General features: G+C 66.8%; 13 protein-coding genes. 3 read left to right on the forward strand and 10 right to left on the reverse strand.

Going from position 1 to position 25,980, the window contains the following annotated elements; genetic code table 11:
* Positions 1-249 precede the first annotated feature (249 nt).
* The 3 genes from ASE90_RS05980 to ASE90_RS05990 all read right to left on the reverse strand — a co-directional run bounded on the left by ASE90_RS05980 (position 250) and on the right by ASE90_RS05990 (position 4,897).
* Complete coding sequence (locus ASE90_RS05980) at positions 250-2,355, reverse strand: family 16 glycosylhydrolase (protein WP_055997625.1); 2,106 nt, start codon at positions 2,353-2,355, stop codon at positions 250-252.
* 27 nt (positions 2,356-2,382) lie between these two features.
* Entirely contained in the window at positions 2,383-3,216 is an 834-nt protein-coding gene (locus ASE90_RS05985) for a glycosyltransferase family 32 protein (RefSeq protein ID WP_055997628.1), read from the reverse strand.
* A 73-nt stretch (positions 3,217-3,289) separates the two neighbouring features.
* Complete coding sequence (locus ASE90_RS05990) at positions 3,290-4,897, reverse strand: carbamoyltransferase C-terminal domain-containing protein (RefSeq protein WP_055997774.1); 1,608 nt, start codon at positions 4,895-4,897, stop codon at positions 3,290-3,292.
* 249 nt (positions 4,898-5,146) lie between these two features.
* Between ASE90_RS05990 and ASE90_RS05995 the strand changes: the two genes are divergently transcribed.
* Positions 5,147-5,908, forward strand: a complete 762-nt coding sequence (locus ASE90_RS05995; RefSeq protein WP_055997631.1) for a hypothetical protein — start codon at positions 5,147-5,149, stop codon at positions 5,906-5,908.
* Positions 5,909-5,988: 80 nt separating this feature from the next.
* Positions 5,989-7,091 (forward strand): IS3 family transposase gene (locus tag ASE90_RS06005; protein WP_156361469.1). Its coding sequence is split into 2 segments (ribosomal slippage): positions 5,989-6,250 and positions 6,250-7,091, totalling 1,104 coding nucleotides; the frame shifts between segments, so codons are not numbered across the junction.
* A gap of 358 nt (positions 7,092-7,449) precedes the next feature.
* Here ASE90_RS06005 and ASE90_RS06010 read toward each other — a convergent pair.
* On the reverse strand, positions 7,450-10,620 hold the full coding sequence (locus ASE90_RS06010; RefSeq protein ID WP_055997638.1) for a metallophosphoesterase family protein: 3,171 nt from the start codon (positions 10,618-10,620) through the stop codon (positions 7,450-7,452).
* 892 nt (positions 10,621-11,512) lie between these two features.
* Between ASE90_RS06010 and ASE90_RS18995 the strand changes: the two genes are divergently transcribed.
* Positions 11,513-12,388 (forward strand): retroviral-like aspartic protease family protein, encoded by an 876-nt coding sequence (locus tag ASE90_RS18995; protein ID WP_082449599.1) that lies wholly within the window; start codon positions 11,513-11,515, stop codon positions 12,386-12,388.
* On the opposite strand, the gene ASE90_RS20110 is transcribed toward ASE90_RS18995, so the two are convergent.
* Genes ASE90_RS20110 through ASE90_RS06045 form a run of 6 tightly spaced genes read right to left on the reverse strand, consistent with a single transcriptional unit; the run spans position 12,354 to position 25,913 of the window.
* Positions 12,354-13,757, reverse strand: a complete 1,404-nt coding sequence (locus tag ASE90_RS20110) for a sensor histidine kinase (RefSeq protein WP_162235056.1) — start codon at positions 13,755-13,757, stop codon at positions 12,354-12,356. The two genes, ASE90_RS18995 and ASE90_RS20110, sit on opposite strands and share 35 nt — an antisense overlap.
* Before the next feature lie 13 nt (positions 13,758-13,770).
* The gene (locus ASE90_RS06025) at positions 13,771-19,287 is read right to left on the reverse strand and encodes a hypothetical protein (RefSeq protein ID WP_055997647.1); all 5,517 of its coding nucleotides are present in this window, start codon (positions 19,285-19,287) and stop codon (positions 13,771-13,773) included.
* Positions 19,284-21,743 carry a VWA domain-containing protein gene (locus ASE90_RS06030; protein ID WP_055997650.1) on the reverse strand — a complete coding sequence of 820 codons (2,460 nt, stop codon included), beginning with the start codon at positions 21,741-21,743 and terminating at the stop codon, positions 19,284-19,286. The genes ASE90_RS06025 and ASE90_RS06030 overlap by 4 nt, the downstream gene beginning before the upstream one ends.
* Complete coding sequence (locus tag ASE90_RS06035; RefSeq protein WP_055997653.1) at positions 21,740-23,410, reverse strand: hypothetical protein; 1,671 nt, start codon at positions 23,408-23,410, stop codon at positions 21,740-21,742. The genes ASE90_RS06030 and ASE90_RS06035 overlap by 4 nt, the downstream gene beginning before the upstream one ends.
* Positions 23,404-24,357 carry a DUF58 domain-containing protein gene (locus tag ASE90_RS06040; RefSeq protein WP_055997657.1) on the reverse strand — a complete coding sequence of 318 codons (954 nt, stop codon included), beginning with the start codon at positions 24,355-24,357 and terminating at the stop codon, positions 23,404-23,406. Before ASE90_RS06040 ends, ASE90_RS06035 begins: the two co-directional genes overlap by 7 nt.
* Positions 24,354-25,913: a hypothetical protein gene (locus tag ASE90_RS06045; RefSeq protein ID WP_162235057.1), complete on the reverse strand. Its 1,560-nt coding sequence runs from the start codon at positions 25,911-25,913 to the stop codon at positions 24,354-24,356. Before ASE90_RS06045 ends, ASE90_RS06040 begins: the two co-directional genes overlap by 4 nt.
* Positions 25,914-25,980 lie beyond the last annotated feature (67 nt).

Here is a 25,980-nt window from a genome sequence, read left to right on the forward strand (position 1 = left end):
GGCGTGTGCTGACATTCCTAGGGCCTCGCCGGAAGGGCGTGAGTTGGTCGTCAGTTGACTGTCCGCTTGCGCCTTTGCAACCGCCGGAAGCTGACGACATTGCAATTCAATGATCCAGGGCCTGAAACTGGTTCGGTTGCGAGCAGGCCGCTCTTCGCCAAAATGTGCGAGCGTTGGATATTTCAGGTGGCAATCCGCGGGATTTGGGAAGGCATGCCGCCGTCGTCGGTTCGTGTCCCACCCCACGCTTCAGGTCCAGATCGAGAGGTTGCGGAAGCCTGCAGTCGACGGCAGGTCGCAATCGTCGATCCGCCCGGCGAGCTCGTTCGAGCGCGGCGCCCAGAGGTTGCCATAGAGGCGCATGGGAAGGTGGGGGACTGGCGTAGGCTCCCAACTCCGCCGTTGATGGACGAGCACGTCGTCGACCGACCAACTGATACAGCCCGGCTGCCAGTCTATCGTGTAGAGGTGGAAGTCCTCGGCGGCATCGAAACCGAGCTCAATGCGGCACGGCGACCCACGATAGCCGTAGCTCAACCCAGCTCCCTCGTCACCCGGATTGAAATAGACGTTTGTCAGCATGCGGCTCGGATCATCACCGGTTAGCTCTATGTCTATCTCTTGGCGCGGGCCGTGACGGTGCAGGAAGAATCCCGTGACGAGACCGCGACCGCGCGCAGCGCGTATCTCGACCTGGAAGCGTCCATGCGTAAAGGACCGCGCGCTTGCGAATGCCCCTGAGCGATAAGGCCGTCCACCGTCTTCGGATGCGCTGAGCATCAGCTCGGCGCCATCTGGCCCGTGGACGAACCGGTCGCGGGTGAAAGTCGCCAAATTGCCGGGGAAGCTGCCAGCCTCGGCCACGATGAGCGGCGTCGCCGACGTCATCGGGGCGGTCGCCAGGGGGGATACAGTCGGTGGGAGTCTTCGTTTACAACACGGCGCAGCCGGCCAGTCGCCGCTCGGTGGAACGACCCAGGGGGAATCGTCGATCGCGACGCCCGATCCCGCGGGGAGCCTGCCCCCACGGGCCTCCGCACTCCGGTCGTCGCGGAAGGTGCGCCACGCCCGCAGCGGCCCACGGGGAAAGCTCTCGGCAGGTTCGTCTACGCCGAGGAGGTTGCATAGCGGCCGCCAGCTGGCGCCGTCCCAATGTGAGCCCGTCAGCACGTTGGGATCGGAGGTACGGCCGCCCAGCGCTCGCCATCCAGCCTCTCCGGAAGCCTCCGGTTCGAACAGGACCCTGACGCGGCCATACCTGCGGATGCGATCCCAAGCCGGCCGTGATAGCGGAGGGTCGACGAGCGCGTCCCACGTCTCCAGGAGGGTTTGCAGTTCGTCCACCTCTATCAGCGGCTCGTCGCCAGCGAAGGCGCGAACGCGAAATCCGAGTATCGACAGGGCCATCGCCAGACCGTCGCGTTCACCGCCCGCCGTCCAGGCGAGCACTCCGCCCGTCGCGCCGCGACGTGGCGCTTCCACGGCATCCGCGTCAATGATCCCAGCGCGCGCCAGATAAGGAAGCACCGAGTAGCTATTATCCGACGCGCCATCGGGGCGCTGGCCGATGGCAGGGGCCGACAGGGCGAGGGCGCCAAGCTCCCCGAAGCGGTAATTAATCCACAAGTCGACCGGACCGTTCACTGGCATAGCGCGCAGCAGCAGCCGCGCGCCCCGCCGCGACAGGACGTAGCCGGACAGGAACCAAAGGCCGCGCTCGGGGCGGAACAGCTCCTCGCAGATGTCCATACGCGTGGCGGTGCCGCCCGCATCGCTGTAGGAGAGGTAGAGGAGGTCCGGCCCCCCGGCGTCGCAGCGTTGCCACGCCGCCTTCCAGCCGGCGTCGATCGCGGCAGCCGCGCCCGGCATCAGCCAGATGTCGTCCTCGACGATCAGCACATGCTCGTCACTGCCCTCCGCGATACACTTCCAAGACTCGATGTGCGATCTGGCGACGGCAACCTCCTGCCGGGTCATGGTGACCGGCTCGTTGGGGCCGAAGCAGTCCGCGAGGGCCGCGTCGGGCTGAACGAACATCTGATCGCCGAGCCGGTAGAGCGGATCCACGTCGGCGGTCGCGGCGACGTCCCGTCCGTTGCGCGCGTCGATCGCCCGCATACGGCGCGCGAGCGAGGCGAGCGGCTTGCCGTCGTGCGTCCGGAACCGCCGGAGCTCGCGCATCGTCCTGCGGAGGCGCCGCGGCTGGCGGTCCAGATTCACTACCAGGATGGCCCCGATCCTCCCGGGCTCGTCCCCGAACGCACCGATCCTGCCGCCGGGAACGGCGCGGATCGCGGCCCGTGCCACGCGGAAAGCCAGCGCACGGAGCAGCCCCCTCGCCTCCTTAAGGTTCATCTCGCGAGACCGAAGAACATGATCCCCTCAGCAGCCGTAGACATTGCGCCAGTTGCGCTCGTCCGCGCGATAGGACAGCGCCCAGCGCATCTCAGCGATCGCATCCCAATCCCTCAGGAACCGGAAGTCGAACGGGGCACCGGAAAGCTGCAACTCCCTGGCGTGCACTGCAAGCGCGGACGTGAGGTTGCCTGGTCCCGTGGTCGACTGGATCTCCGGCGCTGGACCGCCGTTAAGCAGCTTGTCGGTCGCGTTCTCGAGCGCGCGCCTTATCACTGGATGGCCGGGCGGCGCGACCAGCGGGTCGTTGTTGACGTAAAAGACGCGGCCCGCCCCCGGCAGGTCCGCCTGCCAGATATCCGCCGTCGGCAGCATTTCGCCGGCCGGGATGTCGTAGCACAGCGGCTGCAGCTTCAACGTATCGTCGGCGAACAGGTCGCGCCAGCTGTCACCGATCAGTACGTCGTCGGCGTCGACGTAGAAGCCCCCCTCCTTGAATATGAAACACAGCCGGAGGTAGTCGCAGCGCATTGCGGGGTGGCCGCAGCGGGAGAATGCCGCCGCCCCCCGTTCCCCATGGACCGCCGCAACGTACGCCGCGGCGCTCGCGTCGCCGAACATGTGCAGCTCGAAGCCTTCGTCGGCGAGCCGGTTCCAGCTCGAAAGGCAATCCCCCACGTCGTCGGGCAGGGCCTCAAGGTCGTGCCAATAGCGCACGAGCTTCCTCGGTATTGCGCCCGTCGCGCACGACGGCGCGGCGAACGGCCCATCGTCGGCCTCCATCTGCTGCAGCGTGAGCTGCCTTATGAACCTAGAGCGCGTTTCCTCGTGCTCTTCAAAACCTGGCGGGTAGGTGTCCATAGTCGAGAGCGCCTTTCCGTCGTCATCGCGTGAGGGTGGTCCGCATCTGTGGCTCGCCGCCGCCGCGGGTTGGTCAGCGGCCGCCCGTCAGATAGGCCCGATACTGAGGGGAGGCCCGCGCCAGATAGGCGCGTCCCTCGACGACGAAGCCGTCGAGCCCGTGCTCGTCGACGTAGGCGGCGAGGTCGGTGATGTTGTTGATGAATCCCTTCGTCTTGAAGTTGAGCGAGGTGTTGCACAGGACACCGAAGCCAGTGCGCGCCTTGAACGCCTCGAGCAGCGCGTGGAGGTCTGGATTGGATACCGGCGTCACCGTCTGCAGCCGGGCGGTGCCGTTCACGTGAGTCACCGCCTTTAGCGCGTCAGTGGTTGCCCGGTAGGTGAACAGCATGTGAGGACTGTCGACCCTGCACTCAAACCACTCCGCGGCGTCCTCGGCCAAGCATACCGGGGCGATCGGCCTGAACTGCTCACGCTGCTTGATCTCATTCAGTCGCACCCGGGTCTCGTCCCGGAACGGGGCGGCAAGGATCGACCGGTTCCCGAGCGCGCGCGGACCGATCTCGTAGCGCCCGTGGGCCCAGCCGAGGATTAGGTCCTTGGCTAACATCCCAGCGATGCGGCAATCGTCCCTCTCGTAGATATCGTAGCCATCGAGCTCATCGGGTTCCGTCGTCCGGAACGGGAGGCCGGCGTAGACGTCCCACTCGATCTTAGGGTTCCCCGTGTAGCGGAACTGCGCGTCGATGGCGGTGCCAATCGCCGAGCCAGAATCGTTCGCGACGGGTGGCACGAACACGTCGGAGAACAGGCCCGTCTCCCTCCATTTCGAATTCCAGTCACAGTTCAGGCCGCAGCCCCCCGCGATGAGTAGCGGTCGCCCTCGTTGGAGATGAGCACACGCGAAGTCTTGGAAGCGCTCGAAGATCGCGTCGCTGTATATGCCGGCGAAATTGCGGAACTCGGGGTCGTCCAGGCCAGCGTCGAGGTGCGGAGCCTGATCCAGCCGATCGTATTCGCTAAGCTTTCGATAGGGACCGTCGAGCAGGAAGGTGAGCAGGTCACGCTCCTCGGTGGTAGGGGAGGAACGAGTTGAAAACGAGGCGATGGCCATCAGTTTGCCGGCGTCGGACGAGCGCGGATACGGCCCATCCTTCGGAAAGGTCGGATCGGCCAGACCGTATAGCAGCCCGTACCTGTTGCCAGGCTGCGTCAGGACGTCGGAGATCAACGTGATGTTTAGGTCGGCGTCGATCTCATAGAAGCCGCCCATCTCCCCTTCCCAGATCAGCGCGTAGCAGGGGGTACCCTTCGGAAAGGGGGACATCCCAAAGGCGCAGAGGATGTGAGACCGCTCGTGCGTCGACGAGAAATAGTCCGCCTTCCCTTTGAACATGCGCCCCTTGTCGATGATCGCGGCGCCTGACGCGACGCCGCGGTAGCCGCCATTGCGACTTGAGCCGTGCAGGAACTCGTGGTGGTCGAGCGGCCACCAGCCACTCATGCAGACGACGTCGGGCAATGCGTCGAGCTCGCCAACCGCGTCCAAGACCTGGGCGACGGATATAGCGGAATAGCGGTAGTTCGAGTCCTTCTCGGCTTCGAGCGAAAAGCGTAGCTTGCCATCCTCGATGAATGAGACGGCGCCGTCATGACCTGGGTTGTAGGATAGTATTTTCATGTCGGGCCTCACCATTGCCGACCTCTAACACCGGAAAGTCGCTCCCGTCAGCGCTATTCGGTTATCGGTAGTCGCAAGAAGCGTTCTAATCGGATGTTTCCCTAACCACGCGTGACGCATTGACACTGTTCCCGAATACGCGACACGGCTATCTTGACGGCAGCCTCTCGCGGTTCGCGTCGTCAGGCCAGCCACTAACCGATCAGCGTAGGTCGGCTAAACGTGCCGGGATTCAGCAAGGAGAGAGGCGTGTCGAAGGTCATTCGGGTGGTGGTCCCCCTGGACCCTATGGAAGAGCAGTCGTGGCATCTGGCCGCCGCCTACGCCGTCAAAATCGCGTGCGAGGGCACCCCCCGGGCAACGGACGTCATCCTGCTAACGCATACGAAGGACCAACTCAGGAACACGTCGCTAGCGGGCCATCTGGGCATTAACGCAGCCAAGGCCTTGGGCAGCGGCGCCCGACTGGACCTTAAAGCCGGGGCGACGCTCCGGCACGCGACGCTGAGGACGCTCGGACATTCCGCGCGCAATGCCGTGATCATCGCCTTTTACGCGGAGGACAGGATGCTCGAGGCCCTCGATGGCCTAGCCGGCGTTCTTGGGATCGTCGCCGTACCCGACCTCGCCGGACAGGCCGATGGATGGATTAAGCGGTGGGGGCCGGTCGTCCACGGGTCGCCGCGGGCGGCACCGGAGAAGTTGATCGACGATCCGGTCGTCGAGCGCGCCCTCGAGGCGATCACAACCCTGAGCAACATCGCCTACGATGTCATGCACACCCGCGACAAGCAGCATGCCGACGAGATCTTCCGCATCCTGCGAGCGAAGGGTCACACCCTTGATCCGACTAAAATCAAGTCTTGGGCGATCCGCCGTGGCTGGAAGCCGGGTTGCGCAGAGGAGCTCGCGAAGGTGGCGGCGAAGGTCATGAAGCTGGCGAGGAAGCCGAGCTTGGCGGGGTTTCACGAGCCACATGATCGGTACGCCTGGTGGAAGGGCGGGCATTAAGCTCCCGCGTCTTGAAAAGGTGAGCTGCTGCCGGTTCCGTGGACACCGAGATAAGGTGTTTTTGGAACCGGAGGATGGAGATGCAACGACGGAAGTTCAGCCGCGAGTTCAAGCTCGAAGCGGTGAAGCTGGTGCGGGAACGGGGGGTATCGGTATCGCAGGCGGCGCGCGATCTGGACCTGCACGAGAACGTGCTGCGCAAGTGGGTGCGCGAACAGGCGGCTGACCCGGGATCGGCGTTTCCCGGACACGGCGTGCTGAAGCCCGAGCAGCAGGAGATTGAGCGGCTGCGCCGCGAGTTGGCTAGAATGAAGGCCGAGCGCGACATCCTAAAAAAAGCGGCGGCCTACTTCGCCAGGGACTCGATATGAGGTTCGAGTTCATCGCGAAGCACCGAGGGATCTGGCCGGTGTCGTGGATCTGCGAAGCGCCCAGCAAGCGCGCCCGTAGCGATAAGGAGTTCGGCGCCAGAGTCCGCGCGAGCTTCATCTCCAGCTATCGCACCTACGGCGCGCGGCGCGTCTGGCACGACCTTCTGGCCGAAGGCCTTTCATGTGGTCTGCATCGCATCGAACGGCTGATGCGTGTTCATGGCCTGAGGGCCCGTCCGCGACGACGTGGCTTGCCCAAGGACGACGGCCTGCGGTCGGTCATTGCCGACAACATCCTCGACCGCCAGTTCACCGCCGAGGCGCCCAACCAGAGGTGGATCGCCGACTTCACCTACATCTGGACGGCCGAAGGGTGGCTTTACGTCGCTGTCGTCATCGACCTGTTCTCGCGCCGCATGGTCGGATGGTCGATGAGCGACACCATGACCGCTCAGCTCGTGACCGATGCGCTGATGATGGCGATCTGGCGACGCGGAAAGCCTGACGCCCTGCTGCATCACTCGGATCAGGGCAGCCAATACACGAGCGAGCAGTTCCAGCGGTTGATGGCCGACAATGGCGTCACCTGCTCGATGAGCCGGTCGGGCAACGTCTGGGACAACGCGGCAATGGAGAGCTTCTTCTCGTCGATGAAGACCGAACGGATCGGCCGGAAGACATATCGAACGCGCAATCACGCGAAGGCGGACGTGTTCGATTATATCGAGCGCTTCTACAACCCGACACGCCGGCACTCGACGCTGGGCTATCTCAGCCCCATGGACTTCGAGCGGCAAGCGCATGTAGCCTAACTTCGTGTCCATGAGACCGGCAGCAGCTCAAGGCGCCGACATTCGCGGTCAAGATATTTTGAACTTACAGGGCCCGTTGCGGCGGTCCGTGCACGGTTGAACTTAACCAAGAACCGCTTTCAGGTTGGGCGAAAACCGCCAAGAATGACTGATAATCCGGCCTAAAGCGGTCACTGTCTGACTAATGAACGGTCCACCGCTTGTGAGGTGTTGGCGCCCGAATGCGGACAGGTCGTTCTCTGACACCGACGGGCGTGAAAGTGCCCTGCCCTCCCGACTGAACGAACGGTAGCTTACCGCAACGATGCCGGAACGCCTAGTTCGCGATCAATCTGAATTCGGAGCCTCGCCAAGCTCCTCAATCTCCATCTGTCTGTCGACGGACCCGCAGAACCAGCCCTTCAGTCCGCATCCGCTTCAGCTGCCGACGCTTCTCGTCTCCACGTACCTGGCGACTGCCGCCTTTACGATCAGCGATGGCTTGCGCCATCGTCCCCGAAATGGCTTCCAGATGCGCTTCCGATATCCTGTTCATGCGCCGAAGGTTGGCGATCTTCCATTGGAGCGCCTCCTGCAGGTAAGGGCTGTCGCGGAGCGTCACCAAAGCCGTCTTTAACGTGCCCGGTGTTGCGGACAGCTTGAGATCGGCCACCAGGGCCGCGCGAATGAGCTCATACACGAGTGGCTGATGCGCGGCGTCGAGTTGTGGTTCAGTAAGCTGACGCTCCAGCTTCTCCGTCCCCAACGTCCCGCTGATCATTCGAGAAATCCCGGTAGGCATGTTCAGGGAGATGATCCTCGTCAACTCACCGTCCGACATGCCGAAGGGGGCATTCAGTTCGTAAAGCACACCGTTGATTCGAAAGCGGCGATGACGTGCAATCTCAGGCACTATTATCAGGGAGAGCTGCATGAATATGCTCCAGCCTCGCCATAGCGATGTTAGGTGGCGACGCTTCTCCGCATCGTCGATGAGCTCCATGTTCTTAACTGTGCCGCTGTATAGGAAGAGCGCCACCAACAGGCGCTGGCCAGGATTCTCGATCTTGGGTCGAAAAACCTCCTGCCGATTCTCCACATCCTTGGGGATGTCCCCTTCCAGCTCGGCGTCTCTTTCCTCCTCCGATAGAGGTGTGGCCAACTGCCGCGACAGAAGATCATCCGTTACGTCAGCGTCCTTTGACGGCAGCGTCAGCTTTGCAATCTGATGAAGATCGAAGACGCCGTTCTCGGCCTCGAGCTGATTGACGATCGCCTGAAACCGCCGGCCGATTTCATCCACGAGCGCAGCGTCGTTCCGCAGCCGTCCGGCATAGTATTGGATCTCATTGCCGAACTGGAGGTAGCGGTCGTCCTCCATGACCCACGCCTTGAACGAGGGGTCCAACCCCATCTGCATGGCAATGAAGTATTCCAGGACGGCTCGATACCTGAAGCTGAGCCGATCCTCCGGCTTCCGCACGAAGATGCGGGCGGCAAAGAACTCAGCGACCAAATCGTCCAGAGGAGCGATCAGCCCCAGCTTGTCTACGTAGCCCTTCATAACAGTGCGAACGGCCTCAGACGACGGCACATACTCGTCTTCGGATGCCATCCACGCCGCTATATGAGCGAGTAGGGCGGTCTTGTTGGCGTAGTCGAACGTCTCGCGCCTGCTCTGTTCGATCGCAGCCTTCCGCAGCGTGGTGTCGATGAACTGCTCGATCAAAACCGACCGATTGATCGGCCTAAACCCGCTCTGCTCCTCGTAGATCGACATGAGGATCGTGCCGTTCGCCGCAGTGAACGGCAGGTTGATTTCTTGAAATTCCTCCTGCAGCCGATCTAGCACTGCGTCCACGTCGGTACACCCGTTGAACTTCACGACCAGCATTCGCATGTCCCGCCGTCTAAGGACGCACAGTTCCACGAAATCAAAATGCACCGGCATCTCGGGGTTTACGTGCGATCCGTATTGAGAGGTGGATGCCTTCGCACTCGAGAAGACATATCGGGCTTTGGGAAAGTTGGTCACGAACTCTCTCAGGATTCCCATCCGTCGTGTGTCCCCGAACACCACGTCGTCAAACATGACGCAGGCGTGCCCCAGCTTCAGCAGAGATTCCACGGTCACGCCGTCGGGCAGTTCTGGGGCTCTGCCACGGACCACCTTCGTCAGGTTTCCCAAGTTGTGCTTGATGTCCCCGAAATCCACCATGATCGGCAGGCGAGGGAAGCGCGTCGTCCCCGCGTCGGCAAACATCCGGAAGGCCATCTCCTTCAGCACCGTAGTTCGGCCATATTCTGCCGCAGCGTAGATGATCACATTCGCATCATCCCCTGCGACCTCTTCGAACGCCACTGGGGTTTCGACGACCCCTTTGCTCTCATCCCCGACGGCCGGTTGCACGAACGTGCGCTTCATGGGAGGCGGGACGAACTTCTCGTGCACGTCGCGGTCAGCGAAAACGCTGTCGAGATCCGCGACCCACGCTGTAAGACATGGTCCCGCCAAATGGGCTCGGAATTTCGCGTCATCGACCGGCGTCGCGATCGTCCGCCAGAATTGCCGCGCTTCGTGCGACGAGTAGAAACACCCGTTCTCGACGACGTCCCGTGCCTCGTCGAACGCCTTCCGGTCATCAAAATATGTACGCAGATGCGTTTTGTAGAGGCTATTCGAGCGCTCAACCGAGATGAGCGAATAGCCGATGTAGGATCCGCGCCAAGTAAATACGGCACCTGCCTGATCAGAGAAGAGCTGCCCTTTGAAGCCGACGATGTTCCGCGCTTGAGGATCATGCATGTGTCCGAAAAGATGAACGTTTGCGTTCTCCTCGATCAGGCTACGCAGGCTTCTGGCGGCGCTCTCGCTCAGCATGCCGAAAGGATGATGCGTGGTGAAGACGCGGAACGAGCCGAGGGTAAGCGACTGGAGAGCGTCCAGCAGCGCATGCTCCGGCACAGCTAGCAATCCCTCGTCGGCTTCAAACTCTTCATGCCCACCAACCGACAGCATGGAGGTGTTAATCACGACTACGTCTATGTTCAGGGTCTCGATGTGATGAACCGTAACGAACTGATTGCGATGCCGTAGCGTCCCATCGCTGAGATAGCGTTCAAGATCCCCATAGGCAGCGAGTTTCCGTTTGCCGACATCACTAAACGCATCCTCAGCATACAAAGCGTTCAGGGCCGTCATGTCGCCCGCCTTTGCGCGCCATTCTCGATGCAGGTCGGCCGTATCGCCAATTACGGACCTAGACACGTCGTGGTTGCCGGGAACGATAAACATGCGGTCATCGCTGCAGCCGGTCGCTGCGGCGACACGCATCAGCAGGAAATCGTAGGCTTCGTCATGACGGTCCACCCCGCCTGCGTTGACCAGATCACCCGTGAACATGACTAGATCGGGCCTGCGGTGTCCGATGCAGAGGGTCTCCAGATCTCGCACAAGCGCATCAACCACTACACGCTGGTCGCGTAACTTGCGCTTCGTGAAGTGAAAGTCGCTGATGTGCAGGATCGAAAGCAACGAAGCGTCGGGCATCACGGCTCCTTGTGAGTGCGCCTACCATACGGAACATGATTGGAACGGACAACGCCATACGTTGGTCGACGAACCCGGAGTGATGATAATAGAGGCAATCAGCAGCAAGCGGCAGGTCGACTATCCCTATGGCATCTCGCTCAACGTCGGACGTAACCTCCGCTGACCGATCGAGATCTGCGAAGCTGGACTTTCATTAGGCGATAAGCGCCCCTACGTCATCCGCGTAGCAGACCCTTACGACCGCGCCAGCAACCTCACGGCCGCTCGTTCAGCGATCATGGTGCAATCCTGCGCAGAGGCGTCAAGCACTCAGGCACGCAGGAGGTTCGCTTACGATCGGTAGCAGCTTCCGATCACTGTCGGTCCAAGACTTATGAACGTAGGGCCGCTTAAGCTAAGTGTGCGCCTTAAGCGGCGGTTCCACTTTGCCCATTTCAGCACAGCCTACACGCCTGAACGAACGGCGGCGTTTGGGATCAATCACCGGATCGGCGAACGACCAAGATGGGGCGCGAAGCTGCTGTTGAGCACCAGATTAACAAACGTCCGCTTCCGCTTCGGCTCGGCCGAAATCGGACGGGCAGCTCTCCCACCAGAATGTACTGCAACAGTGCGACATGCAGTTATTTATCATAGCGCGTAAATTAACACTCTTGAGTAGTTAATTCTCTGGATGCCAGGAAATTTAACGGTTATTTGTTGCACTGGATAAATTAATCCAATGGATAAGTTTACTATGGGCTGATTGCGCAACCAACCATGCCGCTTATGGTCAAATTCATTCATCGGCCTTCTTCGGGTGGACCTCTGAGACAGGTTGGGGTCAGCTTCTTAAGGTAGCGGCCTCGACGTGCCGCCGACGGTTGGCAGCGTCTCAGAGGGCAAAACGATGAAGCTCATCCTTACTCTGCTTGCGTTTGCAAACGGCTTACAGGCACCGGCTTCGGCACCTTTGGAGTTAGATATGAAGCGGCGACCTATGACCGCTGTACAAATTAACGAAGGAATGATGGTCGACATGCTGGTTGATACAGGCGCACAATCCAGCCTGCTGACGACTACACTCTCACAATCGCTGGCTCTACCGCACACGGGGGAGACAGTGACGGTCAACGGAGCGGCCGGAAGCACGCTCGCCCCGGTCGTAGCGATACGCCGGATGACGACACCCCTGTTCGATCTGCGCGACGCTACATTAATCGTTCTGCCACGCCTCGGCGTCACGCAGGCGCAAGGCATCGTCGGCATGGACCTGTTTTCCGGGCGTAAACTTACGTTCGACCTAGTTTCCCGAAAAATGTCGGTGGCAAATTCGGGGCCCGCCCCTGATGGCTACGCTACGGTCAAGGGTGCGGTTCAAGGGAACGGCCTACTGCACGTGCCGCTCACGGTCGATGGCGTGGTCATCGACGCGCTCGTCGATACCGGTGCGGAGGGCAGTGTCGCCAACGATGCCGTGTTGCGGGCCTTGGGATGGAAGGACGATGATCCCCGATTGAAGGCGAACGGTACGATGTCGGGCGCAACGGCCGGCAGCGCAGCGGTGCGGCGTGGCACCGTCGGCATGGTATCGCTGGGTCCGGTGAATTTCCGCAACGTGCCGCTGACCTTTACTGGGGCGACCGACACGACGCCGCGGATCATCCTCGGAATCGATATGCTCGGTCTGCTTCAGCGTTTCGCGCTCGACCTGCCGCGTGCGGAATTGCAGATATATGTTCCGCCGCGTCCTACCGCTTCGGCAACGCCACGAACCGGATCGTGAAACTCGTGCCTCCGCCTACGGCGGCATCGACGGCGATTTCGGCACCATGCAGGTCGACGACTGCCCTGACGATAGCAAGGCCCAGGCCATAGCCGCTATGGCGATTGGACAACCGCACGAAGGGTTCGAAAATCTCCGGTACCCGCTCCGCCGCGATCCCCGGCCCTTCGTCGCGAACCGACAACGCACCGGAAGGTGTCACAGACAACGATACCACGCCGCCCGGCGGCGTAACGGCAATTGCGTTGCCCAGCAGATTGGCGACCGCCGTCTCGATCAAACTGGCGTCGCCCAGTATTTCGGCCTCGCCCCGCCCCCGCATGCGTAAGGTCACGCCCTGCCGCATCGCTACCGGGTCCATTCCCTCGACTGCCCGGCGGCAGGCGCTGAACAGTCGCAACGGGACAAGCAGCGGCGGCCGCTCACCGATCCGGGTCAGCGTCAGCAGGTCGTTGACCAATGTCGACAGGCGCCGGACGTCGGCGATCAGCTTCGTACGATCCTCGCTGTCCTCCAGCATCTCCAGCCGGGTTCGCAGCACCGTCAGCGGGGTCCGCATTTCATGAGCTGCAGCGGACAGGAAGAAGCGCCGCCGGCGCTCGCCTGCCGCACCGTCGGCAATCATGCGATTGATCGCTCGGACCAGCGGCAGCAATTCGGATGGCAGCCCGCGCTCAGACAACGTGCGGGTAAGCGCATCCTCCTCGGACGGACCGACGAGCCGCGCGATCCGCCGGATGCGCACGGTGTGGAACAGCACGATCGCGACGCAGATCGCGAGCACGCCAATCGCGGACAAGACGAGCCCGCCCCTGTCCGACCATGCCTTGCGGATATACGCCGCGGCGGCATTCGGCGGCGCCATGTCGGCCGGTGCAACGATCCCGCGCAGTTCGTAGTAAAGCGGCCGGCCGCAATCAACGAACCCGACGTGATCTATCCCCCCCGGCCAACGGAACGTCCGTTCCCATTGGACGCAGATGCCCGGCGCCCGCGCGGCGCGTCGCGCAGCGATCATACCCGCAACGCCGCTGCGGTCGAGGTAGCGCGGCCCGGCGGTCCCGATCCGTACGGGGCCGTTCATGGCGAAATATTGAAAACCGGCGTTGCGCTGCCGCGCCTGCTGGATCAGCGGGTTGTCGTCGATCCGCGCCGCCAACTGCGCCGGATCTCCACCGCCGCGTACCGCATCCGCCATCGCGCCGTTCAGCGCCGACAGGCTGCCGACGCGCGGATCGGCCGACCGTGCGCCGGACAAATCGGACAACGGTCTCGCAGCCAGGATGTATACGCCAACCATGAGGAACACCATCGACAGCAGGACCATCTGGCCGAGCATTGAGCGCAGTGTACGGAGGAGCCAGGTCATCGTCCGGCCGCCGCTATGACGCCGGGACCAGCGGCGGCAACGGGCCGGGTATGTCGTCGGGCGGCATAATCGTCCGTTCCTTGTCGATCCTTGCTGCCAGCGCGGCATGGGCTGCGATGGCCGCCGTCCGGTCGCTCCAGGTCCTGAGCGAGTCGACGACTGTGTCGAACGTCGCCAGCCTTGATCCGCCTGCCAGATCGGCGCTGTCGACATAGAGGATTTGCAGCACTGCCGCCTCCAGCCATTGCCGCGCCGCCTCCGCCTGCCCGCTGCGGGCAAGGACTTGCGACCACAGGATGCGTTCGCGCGCGCTCATCGTCGGCATTCGTTCGACCGCACCGCGAAGCGCGGTGATCTGCGCGGCGTCCAGAATCCGCCCACTCCGGACCGTGAGCGTCGCCAGCAATTGCAGTCCGTGCGAGTCGATACCGCCAGCGGCAAGCGCCGCGAACAGCTCGTCGATCCGCCGATCCGCCGTCCCCTGCCGAAGCGCACCCGCCGCGATCAGGTCGTAGAGCGGCTGTTGCTGCTGCCGCACGACGGGATCGATCAGATGCGTCTCCTCTTCCAGTTCGCCGACGATCGCGGGCGTCGCGGTCAATGCAGCGGCAAAGGCATTGCCGTCCGGCTTGCCCGGCGGCACCACGGACAGGCCGACATCGGTCAATCGTTCGAGCAACAGGCCGCGCTTTGCTTCGGCCGTGTCTTCGGGCTTGTCCGGATCGGCGGCGCTGCGCCGCCATACACCGCGCATGGTCGCGGGCAGGTTCGCCGGATCGGCGGCGGCACGCACGACGGGGTCCAACAGATCGGCCGCAACCGCCGCCGGTGCGCCGGGGTCGACGCGATTGCGGGCGGCGATCGCCGCGACGCCGCGCAGGTTCGGCTTTTCCTGCGTCGCCGTGTCATAGGCATAGCCGAACAGCATCAGGAACGAGGGCGCCGGGGCGCCGTTTCCGGCACTTGCGCTGTCGCGCGCGGCCTGCATCCTGGTCACGAGATCGGCGAGCGTGTCGGGGTCGTTCACATCGATGCGCGATCGGGCGGCGACCGCTGCCGCCGCTGCGTCCTGCCCGGCCAGCAGCTGCGCCATCTGCAACAGGACGGCGGCGTCCAGGTCGTCGGGATGCGCCGCGACGAAGGGCGCGAGGCGCGCGATGACCGCACCGCGATCGCCTGCGCTCCACAGGCGGGAGAGCAGTTGCGCGAGATAGACGCCATTATCGGGTTCGAGCGATACCAGCCGTTCGATATAGGTACGGGCATCGGCATCGGTGCCGCCGAAACCGGTCGGGTTCGCCTGGACATAGCGACGGTAGAATTGCGCGCGCGCCTGGGTGCCGGGGTTCGGCAGCGCCACGAACGTCGCACCCTGCCGTCGATAGTCGTCGGCCAGCAGCCTTGCGATCGCGGCGGGCGCATAGTCGCCGCCGTCGGGTGTCTCGCCGGCGGCCAGCAACACCTCGAGCGCGGTCGTCCGATCGGCGCGAAACAGCGCCTCGATCGCGTCGGACACGGTGCGATCCTGCGGCGATCGCTCGGCCAGCGCCCGTGCGCCCGCGACGACGACCGGGCGGTTCGCCACTGGCACGTCGGTCAGCGCGAACAGCCGTTCGGCGCGCCCGGCAACCGGCAGATCGAGGCTCATCACCTGCCGGATCGCATCGATCATCCGCGCCTGCTGCACGGTCGACAGCGTCTGTCGCAGCACCTGCCGCTCCAGCGGAGCGACGAGGATCGGCTCGGCACCGGTCCGCTGTCCGTCCTCCGCCAGCCCCGCATACAGCGCGACCTGCTGGTCGAACGACAATCGTCCGATCATCGCGGCATAGGCATCCGGCGGCGGCGTGCTGCGGCGGCGCAGCGATACACGGCGCGGCGACGGACTGTTGAAGCGCGTCCGGATCAGCGTCGCCAACCGTTCCGCCGACAGGAGCGGCCCGCCCGCCACCCGTTCCATCAATGCCAGCCGGTCGGGCGCGGTACGAAACAGGTCGAACAGCGCGGTCTCGCGATTGCCGACCTTGTCGAGCGGTTCCAGCACCACCGTCCGCAGCCGCGCGGCCGGAAGCTGTCCCGCGATCATCATCAGCATCGCGTTGAGCGGCGATTCATACACGAAGTCGGTCGGCCCCAGGGCCTCGCGCTTCGCCACCTCGGCCCGTGCGGCCTGTTCGAACAGCGTCGCCAGTTCGCCATCGTCGCCGCGATCGAGGGCGAGAGAAAGGCGCAGCTCGGGATTCCTACCGCCCTGCGCCTGCATCGCCAGCGCCGCTGTGCCCCAGTCGCCATCGGACGGCGCAGCGGCAACCGCCATCGCGGCCGGTTCCCCGGTCAGGTTGCGGAAGGCCACGCGGTCGCGCACGAACCCGGCATCGCCGGCAAAGCGCGCCGCGACCAGCGGATCGATCGCTGCCAGCACGGCCGGATCGCGCCCGCTTGCCGCCAGTTGCCGGGCGATCGTCAGCAGTCGCTGCGCACGCACCGCGCCGGACCACGTCGCCGTCGCCGCACCATCGGTCGCCTCGCGCGTCATCGCCTCCAGCGCGGCACGGAGCGGCTCCCGCTTCACGGGGTCGCCGGGCCAGGTGAACAACAGCCCCTCCAGCATGCTGTCGGCAAAGGGCGACGCTACGGGACCCTGACCCGCCGCCGCGACGACCGGCAGGCGCTGGACCGTATCGCGCAACGACTGCCAGTACAGGGCGCGTGCGACATCGCGGTCGCCGACCTGCTCCTGCAGGATCGCGGTCTTCAGGATCAGTCCGGCATCGCCCCGATCGCGCAGCAGCGCGCGACTATATCCCGCCAGCGCACGCGGCAGATAGCCGGACGCGAGATAGGCATCGGCGCGCAACGCATCGACATTCACCAGCCCCGGGATATCCTCGATCAGCGCGAACGCCCGCTCGGCCCCGGCCAGGTCGCGCTGCATGAGCATCGCCGCCGCCAGTTCGGCATAGACGTCCGCCGGATAGGCTTGGCGCAGCGCGGTCAGGCGCCGCCCGTAGCGCGCCTTGGCATCGTCGTTACCCGCCCCCGCGCTAGACAGGGCAATGAGTTGGCGCAGCGTCGCCGCGCGCTGCGTTCCCTCGACAGCCAGCGACGCCTCGCGTGCGCGGCGCTGCATCCGCGCATCGCCGATCTGTTCGGACAAGTCCGCCAGCTGGTCGTACAGCCCCGCGTCGTCGTCCCCCCGTGCAAGCCGCCACGTCAGCCGACGCCGTGCCCAGAGCAGGCGGACGGCGGCATATTGCGGCGACTGCTCCGCCTCGCCGCTGCGCGACGTCGCCGCCAGCACCCCTGCCAGCGCGTCGAGCGCCTGCGCCTGATCGGCCGGAGTGGCCGCGAATTCGGCACGATATTGCAACAGCGCGATCGCCTGGCCCCGCGCGCCGTTGGCGTTCAGCAGGTTGACCAGCCCCAGCACCGCATCCCGGTCCGTCGGCGACATTGCCCCCGCCTCGCGGTACAGCCGGACCGCCCGCTCGACCTGCCCCGCCCCGCCGTAGACACCCGCCGCAAAACGCCGCGCCTCCGCCGGATCGGAACGGCGCGCCGCCGCCAGCCGGGCCAGCAGGGCATCCAGTTCGGCAGATGGCAACGCCGCGTCGCTTCCTCGCGAAGGGATCGCGACGTCGCGCACGAGTTGCTGGAGATACGTGGCTGCATTCGCCGGATCGGCGGCGACCAGCTGCGTCAGGGTCGCGCGGTAGCGCGCGTTGTCGTTCAGCCGCCGGTACAGCGCGGCCACCCGCTGCAACCGCACCGGTGATCCAGCGGCGCTGCGCGCGAACGCCTCTGTCGCCGCCCGTGCGCCCGCCGGATCGTTGCGGGCGATGCGCAGCACGACGAACAGTTCGACGCCCCGGTCGTCCCCACTCGCGATGCGCGCGCGCACCTGGTCCGACACGGCGTCGATCCGGTCGACGCGTCGCGCGACCTCGACGATCTGCGCTTCGACGAAGCCCCGTTGTGCCGGTAGCTTCGTCGCGAACCACAGGTCGAGCAGACGCGCCAGCGCCGCCACGTTCTGCGCTGCGTCACGCTGCAACCGAACGACATGCAATTGATCGTCGAAGCCGAAGACGTGCCCGGTCTTCTCCAGCGCGAGCAGTACGCGGAGCGCGTCGCCATCGCGCCCGAGCCGTTCGTATCCGTCGGCGAGCGCAATCCGCTGTGGATCGCGCGCGGGCAGGCTTTGTTCAAGGCCGGCCAGCGTCGCGACAGCGGCCTCGGTCCGGCCCTGCGCCGCCTCGCTCTCGAACTGGAACAGGCGGATCGCCGTGCTGCGCCCCGCACCGCTGCCGCCCAGCAGCGTCAGCCCATCATCGGTCAGCCCCATCGCGATCATGCGTCGCGCGGCATCGGTCAGCAGCGCGGTATCGCCCGGATTGGCGGCGAACAGCCGGCGGAACACGCCGGTCGCGCCGTCGCGGTCGCCGGTGCTGAGCAACAGGACGGCCAGCGCATCATACCAGCGCAGCGCCGCCGGCTCGCGCGCGATCCGGCGCTCATATTCGGTGATCAGCGCCTCGCGCTGACCGGCGAGGTCGAGCAGGCCCGGCAATTGCGCACGCAGCCCGGGATCGGCGGTGGCACGCAACACGGCCAGCGCCTCGTCCAGCCGGCCCAGTTCGACCAGCGTGTCGATCCGCAATTGCGTGATGTCAGGGTCGGCAGGCTTGTCGCGCAGGAACGTCAGCAGCGCGTTCAGGTCGCGGGCATCGCGAAATGCCTCCGCCAGCAGCGCAAGGGCGTAGCGCCGGTCGGCGGGCGTCTTGCCCACCCGGCTCGCAGCCCATGCCGCATCGGTCGCGGCGGCGCGGTCCTTTGCGGCGATCGCCCATTGCGCCATGCGGATCTGCGCCGAAAACGGCGGCGCACCGGTGATGGCGGGGCGATAAGCCGCCAGCGCGCCGGCCGGGTCGCCGAACAACCCCAGCAACACCGCGATTCCCCGCCGCTCGCGGGGGGCCGCCGCTGCGATCGACGGGGTCACCGCCTTGGGATCGTCGTCGGCGGCGGCGATGGCGGCGCGCAGCCGCAGCGCGGCGCGATCCTCGGCGCTCGACGCCGCCTGCGCGGCCGCAATGTAGAAGGGAATCGCCTGGGCGGGACGGCCGGTCGCATCGAACAACCGCGCGCGAAGCAGTTGCGCGTCATAGCCGGGATCGATCGCCAGCGCAGACTCGGCCGCCGTCATGGCGTCATCGATCCGCCCGTCCTGCCACGTCAGCAATGCGCCGACCAGTAACGCACGGGCACGCTGCGCGGGCGGGGCATCCGTGCGGCGCGCGGCCGTGACTATTTCCGCCTCCAGCGCGGAAAGACCGCCTTGCAACACCGCCCGCCGGTACAGCATATCGATGCCGGCGGGATCGAGGCGCGGCGCGGCAAGCAGCCGGGCGAGCGACGGCGCATCGACGCTACGTCCCGCCACGCCGGCCTGCCCCTGCGCCCATGCGGACGGACTGGCGGTCGCCAGCGCCACCGCCAATGCCGTCATCGCCACCCCGTCGCGCATCATCGTACCATCTCTCGCAATTCCACGCTCCGGCGCGGCGGCCGGCGGCGATAGGCGATCTCGATCAGGTAGCACAGCAACGCCGCCAATGCCGCCCATCCCCACAGGGGGATCGCAACCCGGTCACCGGGGCCGGTCGGCCCGGTCATCGCCGCACCGTCCGCCGTGCCGATGGACGCGATCCCGCCGGTGATGCGCGACAGATCGGCGAGCGGCAGCGCGGCCAGAACCGAGAACGGACGCCCCCCCGCATCGTCCGAATGCGCCCGGTCGGCGGCACGGACCAGCGTGTCGCCATCGCGCACGACGACCAGCGCGGCATCGCCCGGCGATACGGCGACCGTCCCGAAGAAGAGCCCCGGCGCGCGTTCGACCAGCGGGATCGTTGCACCCCGTTCCAGCCGCGCCTCGGGCATCGCATTGCTGACGCCAGCGGTCCGCTGGACGGTCACCGCCACCTCGCCACCGCGACGCTCCAGCGCCACGCTCAGCGGCGTATCGGCGGCGGCGGTGCGGTCGACCACCCGGGCCAGCCACTCGCCATAGCGCGGCCAGCCCGCCCAGCCCTGCGTCCCTTGGCCCAGCGGCTCGGTCGTCATCGCGGTGACCCGCCCCCGGCCGTAGAGCCAGCTGGCGAGCAGCGGCGTTCCCGCCTCGACGATCGCGTCCGCCTCGCTGCGCAGGTCGACCCGCACCAGTCCGGCGACCGGCGGCGGCACCGGCGAACCGATGTCGCGCCACCAATCTTGTCCGGTCACGCGCGGCGCGGCGGGGGCCGGACGATAGCTCGGCAACGCGGTGGTGCCGGGAACCGACAGGTCGATCTGCACCAGGCTGGCGTCGTCGGGCACATAGTAGAAGCGGCCGAGGCCCCAGCGCGCCCATTGAGTCATGTTGTCGATGCCGCGCTCGCCCGCGACCGGAACGACCGTGGACACGTTGACGCGGTCGGCCGCCATGTGGCGGATCAGCTGTTCGAACGCCCCGTCGCTGACGTCGCCGTCGGAAATGACCAGCACATGCTTGTAGCGCGTCGGCGCGTTCTTGACCCCGTAATAGGCCTCCTGCAACGCCGGGAACAGCACGCTGCTGCCCTGCGCCTGCATCCGCCCGATCGCCCGTTCGATCGCCGCGCCATCCCGCACCGGCTGCATCGGCACGGCCCATTGCTTCGCGCCATAGAATTCCACGACGCCGAACTGGTCCTGCGGCGTCAGGTTCCGCACCGCAAGGCGCGCGACATATTTCGCCAGCTCCAGCGGCTGGCCCTGCATCGACCCGGAACTGTCGATCACCACCGCCACCGCGACGCTGGGCTTTTCCGCGCGTTCCTCCTGCCGGAACGTCACCGGCAATGCGGCGGCCAGCGGCGACTGCTGATAGCCGCCGTCGCCGAACGCGGCCTCGCCACCGGCATAGAGCAGCCCGGTGCCTCGTTCTTCGATTGCACGCAGCAATTGCCGCTGCGTCGCCGCCGACAGGCGTCGGGCCGGCACGTCGTCGACCATGACCAGCGGCCATGCGCCGAAATCGGCAACGGCGGCGGTATCGGCCGGGGTCTCGACCCGGAAGCCGCCGCCCAGCAACCGTTGCAGCCGTGCCGCGCCGCCGCGCTGCCGGTCGCCCAGGTAGAGCACGCGCAGCGGCGGCTGGATCGCCGCCACCGCATCGAACCGCGCCGCATCGCTGCGGCGGCCACCGCGCAACACCGCGCCGATCGGCAGGAAGCCGGGTGCCGGCGCGGTGAAGCGCAGCGGCACCTGCGCCACGCCGTCGACCCGGATCGCGGGCGACGTGGCGAGCAGTCGCGTTCCCGAATAGAGCGCGACCGCCACATCCTCGCCGTGCCCCTCGACCGTCGCCACCGCCTCGACGGTTTCGCCGGTCCGGGCCGGGGCGGCCCGCAGATCGCTGACGAACGGCGCAGGGCGCGGGGTTTCCAGCGCGACGGTATCGACCGGGATGCCGCGCCGTACCAGTCCCGCGACCGCGCGCGCCCAGCGCCGGTCGTTCGACAACCCGTCGGTGATGAGCGTGACCGTCGCGCCCGCGCCCGGCGGCACGGCCGCGACCGCCCGCGCCAAGGCCTCGGACAGCGACGCCGGCTCGCCCAGCCGGATGCGTCGGTCGACACGCGACGCTAGTGGTGTGCCGCCGATCTGGACCAGTGTTACCGGATCGTTGGCGGGCAGGCGCGCGAGCCGGCCGGCCAGCACCGCACGCGCCTTCTCCCGCGCCGCCGCCGTCAGTGCCGCCTTCTGGTCGACGATGAAGACATGCTGCCGCCGCCCGGTGGCGACCAGCAGGCTCGGCTGCATCAGCGCAACGACGATCGCGGCGAACGCCGCGGCGCGCAGCGCGATCTGCGTGCGGTCGACACCGGAACGGACCCGCCACGCCAACAGCGGCAACGCCAGCAGCAACCAGCCCCAATGCGGATGAAGGAACGCGACACTCATGGCATCCAGCCCCGCTGGAACAGCCGCCATTCACAGGCCAGCAGCACGGCGGCGAACAGCAGCAACACAGGGAACAGCAGGTCGGGAACGGACCCGCCCGCCCCATCCACCGGCGACGCCGCGGCCGGGCGCGCGGACGCCAGCCGGCTGGTCTCGCGGTCGGCCAGCGCCACCTGTACGTCGCGCCCGGCGACCTTGGCCGGTCCCGCCGACGATAGATAAACGCCATCGCCAAGGCTTTGCGAGCGCAGGGCAGGATCGCCGGCCAGCCCATAGAGCGCGGATTGGTCGGGCAGGCGTGCGCCCGCCTTCGCATAGGGCACCCACGGGGTCGGTGCGGCCAGCCACCGCAGCGTCTGCGACACGAACAGCGGCAATGCGGGCGACCGGGCGAAACCGGTCTGTTCGGCGAACAGCGTCCGCCACGCCGCGACCGACCGCGCCGCCGCCGGCACCCCCTCGCGCAGCGCGACCGGCCGGCCGAGATCGTCGGCCACCCCCGCCGCATCGATGCCGCGCAGACCCAGCGCGTCGAGCCGGTCGGCGAGCGCGACGTCGCCCTCGCCCGGCGGGGTCGTGACGACGAACGTCGCCGCCTCGCGCGCCGGGTCGGTCAGCACCAATGACGGCAGCGCCGGCGCGGACGCGTCGGCGGTGCGGATGACGACCTGCGCGGCGCCTAGCGCGACGATGCGGAATGCCGGATCGATCCGCACCGCCCGCGCGATGGTGGCGGGCACGCCCGCGCCGATCGCGACCCGGACCGGTCGGCGATCGGGAATCAGGATCGACGCCCGGTCGTCGGCAGCAAACCCGTCGCCCTGCCGCAGCGCGACCGTCAGCGTCTGCCCGGTCGCCGGCACGTCCCGCACGACAAAGCGCCCGCCGCCCAGCGCATCGACCCGTCCCGGCATGCGCAAGGCATCGGCCCCGAGCGCCGCGTCGGACAGCGTCACCAGCACGTCCGCCCGGTCCCACGCCCCCGACGCCGCCGGCGACACGCCCAGTTCGACGATCCCGCGATTGTTCGCCACCGGATCGGCGAGGAACCCCGGCACCACCCGCACATCACCACCGGGACGAACCGCGGCGTCGAACACCGCCCGGTGGCCGAAATAGTGCACGGTGACCGGTGCGCCACGGTCGCGCGTCGCTAGCCACCGCGCGAATGTGGACGGATACAGCCCGGGCCGCACGTCGCCCAGCCGCGCGGGCAGCAAGGCGCCATCCTCGCCGGGAGCCAGCAGGAGCGTGCCATCGGCATCGCCCAGATACACCGTGCGCGCGCGCGCCGGGACGGCGGCCGCTTCGCGCGTCAGGGCGGCGCGTGCCTGTGCGAAGCTGCCCCCGCCGGTCATCAGCGCCGACGGGTCGAGGTAGAACAGATGCACACCGGCGGCAGGGGCGCCCACCGGTTCGGGTCGCGATGCCGCCAGCCACAGCGCCAGCGCGATCGCCAGCGCGAGCAGAAAGGCGAGGGGGCGCCGGAACGGTCCACCCAGCACGCGCGGCGGCGCGGCGCGCGCGGCCTGCAACCACAATGGCGCGGCGGCGAGCGCGACGCGGCGGCGATGCACCCGCAACCGCTGAAGGGCGTAGAGCAGCGCGGCGATCGCCAGCGCGCCGACGACGACAACCGGTACCGACCACGCGGCGAAGCTCACCATGGCATCCGCCCGCCGGCGAAGAAATCGGTCATCTGTTCCAGAACATCGCCATCGGCATCGATCGACATCAATCCGACGGCATTGCTTTCGGCGAAATCGGTCAAGTGCCGGTTGAAACTGCGCCAGGTACGGCGATACGCGTCGGTCAGTTCGGGCGTGATCGTCAATGGCACGCCGCCGTCGACCTCGCCATCGTCCAGCATTACGTCGCCGCCTAGCAACGGGTCGGCATCATGCGCTTTCTTCAGTTGCACCAGCAGCAGCCGGTGGCGAAGACCGCGCATTGCCGAAATCGTTTCGCCGATGCCGTCGTCGTCGAAAAAATCCGATACGATCACCAGCAACCCCCGCCGCATCCGGGTGGCGGCCAGCCGGCCGATCGCCGCCGTCAGCCCCGTACGCCCGCCGGGACGCAGCGTCGCCAGCGCATGGGCGATCCGCGCGATATTGGCCTTGCCGCTGACCGGGCGTTGCGCCGGCACCGCTTCGCCGTCGGAAAACGGCAGCAGCGTCACCGCGTCCTGCTGGCGCAGCGCGAGCGCGGACAGCCCGAATGCGATCCGCCGCGCCGCGCGGATGCGGGGCGGCGTTTCGATGTACATGCTGCGCGACACGTCGATCAGCAGGTAGACGGGCAGGTCCTGCCGCTCTTCGAAGACCCGGACGAACAGCTTGCCCAGCCGGCGATACAGGTTCCAGTCGATGGTGCGCAGGTCGTCGCCCGCCGCATAGGCCCGGAAATCGGCGAAGTCCGCGCCCTGCCCGCGCGCGGGCGTCCGCTGGTCGGCCAGTCGCCCGCCCTTCTGCGCCTCGGCGACGCGCAGGCTGAACCGGTCCAGTGCGGCGAGGAACGCGGGGTCGAACAGATCGTCCTGCGCATTCGCCAGATCCGTCGGCGCGGCGGGTGCCGTTGCCGTGCCCCGTCGTCGCGACCACCCCCCGATCATCGCCGCTCCCCACCGCCGCGGTTGAAATAGTCGCGAACCAGCCGCGCTTCATGCGGCGTCGCCGGGCGCTGCGCCACGATGCCGGCATCGCCGCCCTGCACGCCCCTGTCGCCCGCCAGCGCCGCACCGGCTTCGCGCGCCTCGGGCGACACCCGGCGCAGCGTCGATCGCGACGGGCCGGCGTCGGGGGTTCCGGCCAGCCGATCGACCGTCGGGACGGCCAGCAGCAGCGACGACAGGCCCCGCGACCGTTTGAGCGATTCCTGCGCGGTTCCGGGGCTGTTGCTGCCCTGTCCGGGCTTGTTGCCCTGTGACTGCTCCTGTCCTTCGCTGCGCTCGCCCGGACGGCCGGGAGCCGGCCGCTGCCCATCCCCCTGATCGGCCTGCGGCGGGGAGGTGGAACGGCGCGTGTCGGCAGGATTGGCGCTGCCCGGCGCGTTGGGCGATGCCTGACCCGGTTCGGCGCCCGGCGGTCGCGGCCGTTCGGCGCGCCGTGACGCGGCGTCCGTCCGGACCTCGCCGGGCGCCGGTGCCGGCGTCTCGGTCCCGCTCTCACCGTTCCGCTGACGCGCCATGCCCGCGGTCGATTCGGTCCGCTCGCTGATCGATGCCTGCTCGCCGCCGGGCGCGCTGCCGCCGCCGTCCCGACCGGCCGCGCCCTCGCCGGCGCCACCGGCACCGCCGCCACGCCCGGCAGCGCCCTGTCCGCCGCCGGCGGATGCCGCCGCGCCGGCATTCGCCGCGCCCGTCGCATCGCCGGCGGCGGCGCCCGGCCTGGGCCGCTCGGCACCGGATGCGGCATCGCCCGACGGCGGCATGTCGCCTCCCCCGTCCGCCCGCCCGTGCAGGGCATCGACCAGCCCCAGCCGGTCCCCGAACATGGCGGCGATCGCGGTGGCCACCGTCGCCCCCCGCAGGTCGGACCGGACCGCGCCGGGATCGCCACCCGCCTGCCCCCGGTTCGAAGCCGCCTCGCCCCGCATCTCTACGGGGCTTTGCGAATCTGATCCGACCGGCCGCCCCAGCAGGATCGCCAGCACCAGCACGACAGCGGCACCAGTCGGATAGCCCGCCCGCTTCCGCAGCGTGCTCCGGATAACCTGCCGCACCTCCGGATGCGCCAGCGGTACGTCAAGCGCGCGGGTAATCCACGGCGCGGCCTCCGCGACCGCCGCTGCATGGAAACCGCCGGCATCGGTCCGGTCAAGAAATTCGTCGCTGACCGCCACGCGGTCCTTGAACCCCGGTCCTCGATCGAACAGCGCAAGCGCCGTATCGCGGTCGACGACGATACGTCGCCCGAGGGCGAAAGCACCGACACCAGACAGCAACGGCACGCCAATGGTGGCGGCGATCAGCACCGCAACCGGCACTGGCCACACGAACGCCAGGAACAGCCCGAGCAGCGGCATGATAACGCTTATCCGGGCCGCAGCCGATGTCGCAGTAGCCAGCGCATCGCGCCGCCCGAGCGCGGCGAGATACGACCGGCCACGCGCTTCCAGCATATCCAGCCGGGCTCGTAGTGCGGCACCGGTTTCTATCGTCACGAACATGGCTCGCTTATCATATCCTCCGCCTATCGATGCAGGCTTGCACCAACCTGACGCAACCGGTCAGCAA

Source organism: Sphingomonas sp. Leaf67 (genome assembly GCF_001421965.1).
Taxonomy (GTDB): Bacteria; Pseudomonadota; Alphaproteobacteria; order Sphingomonadales; family Sphingomonadaceae; genus Sphingomonas.

Excerpts from the sequence above, each read along its gene's own strand:
- ASE90_RS06010 (WP_055997638.1), bottom strand. The coding sequence starts at position 10,620 with ATGCCCGACGCTTCGTTGCTTTCGATCCTGCACATCAGCGACTTTCAC.
- ASE90_RS05980 (WP_055997625.1), bottom strand. The coding sequence starts at position 2,355 with ATGAACCTTAAGGAGGCGAGGGGGCTGCTCCGTGCGCTGGCTTTCCGC.
- ASE90_RS20110 (WP_162235056.1), bottom strand. The coding sequence starts at position 13,757 with ATGACCTGGCTCCTCCGTACACTGCGCTCAATGCTCGGCCAGATGGTC.
- ASE90_RS06045 (WP_162235057.1), bottom strand. The coding sequence starts at position 25,913 with ATGTTCGTGACGATAGAAACCGGTGCCGCACTACGAGCCCGGCTGGAT.
- ASE90_RS05990 (WP_055997774.1), bottom strand. The coding sequence starts at position 4,897 with ATGAAAATACTATCCTACAACCCAGGTCATGACGGCGCCGTCTCATTC.
- ASE90_RS06025 (WP_055997647.1), bottom strand. The coding sequence starts at position 19,287 with ATGATGCGCGACGGGGTGGCGATGACGGCATTGGCGGTGGCGCTGGCG.
- ASE90_RS05985 (WP_055997628.1), bottom strand. The coding sequence starts at position 3,216 with ATGGACACCTACCCGCCAGGTTTTGAAGAGCACGAGGAAACGCGCTCT.
- ASE90_RS06040 (WP_055997657.1), bottom strand. The coding sequence starts at position 24,357 with ATGATCGGGGGGTGGTCGCGACGACGGGGCACGGCAACGGCACCCGCC.
- ASE90_RS06030 (WP_055997650.1), bottom strand. The coding sequence starts at position 21,743 with ATGAGTGTCGCGTTCCTTCATCCGCATTGGGGCTGGTTGCTGCTGGCG.
- ASE90_RS06035 (WP_055997653.1), bottom strand. The coding sequence starts at position 23,410 with ATGGTGAGCTTCGCCGCGTGGTCGGTACCGGTTGTCGTCGTCGGCGCG.
- ASE90_RS18995 (WP_082449599.1), top strand. The coding sequence starts at position 11,513 with ATGAAGCTCATCCTTACTCTGCTTGCGTTTGCAAACGGCTTACAGGCA.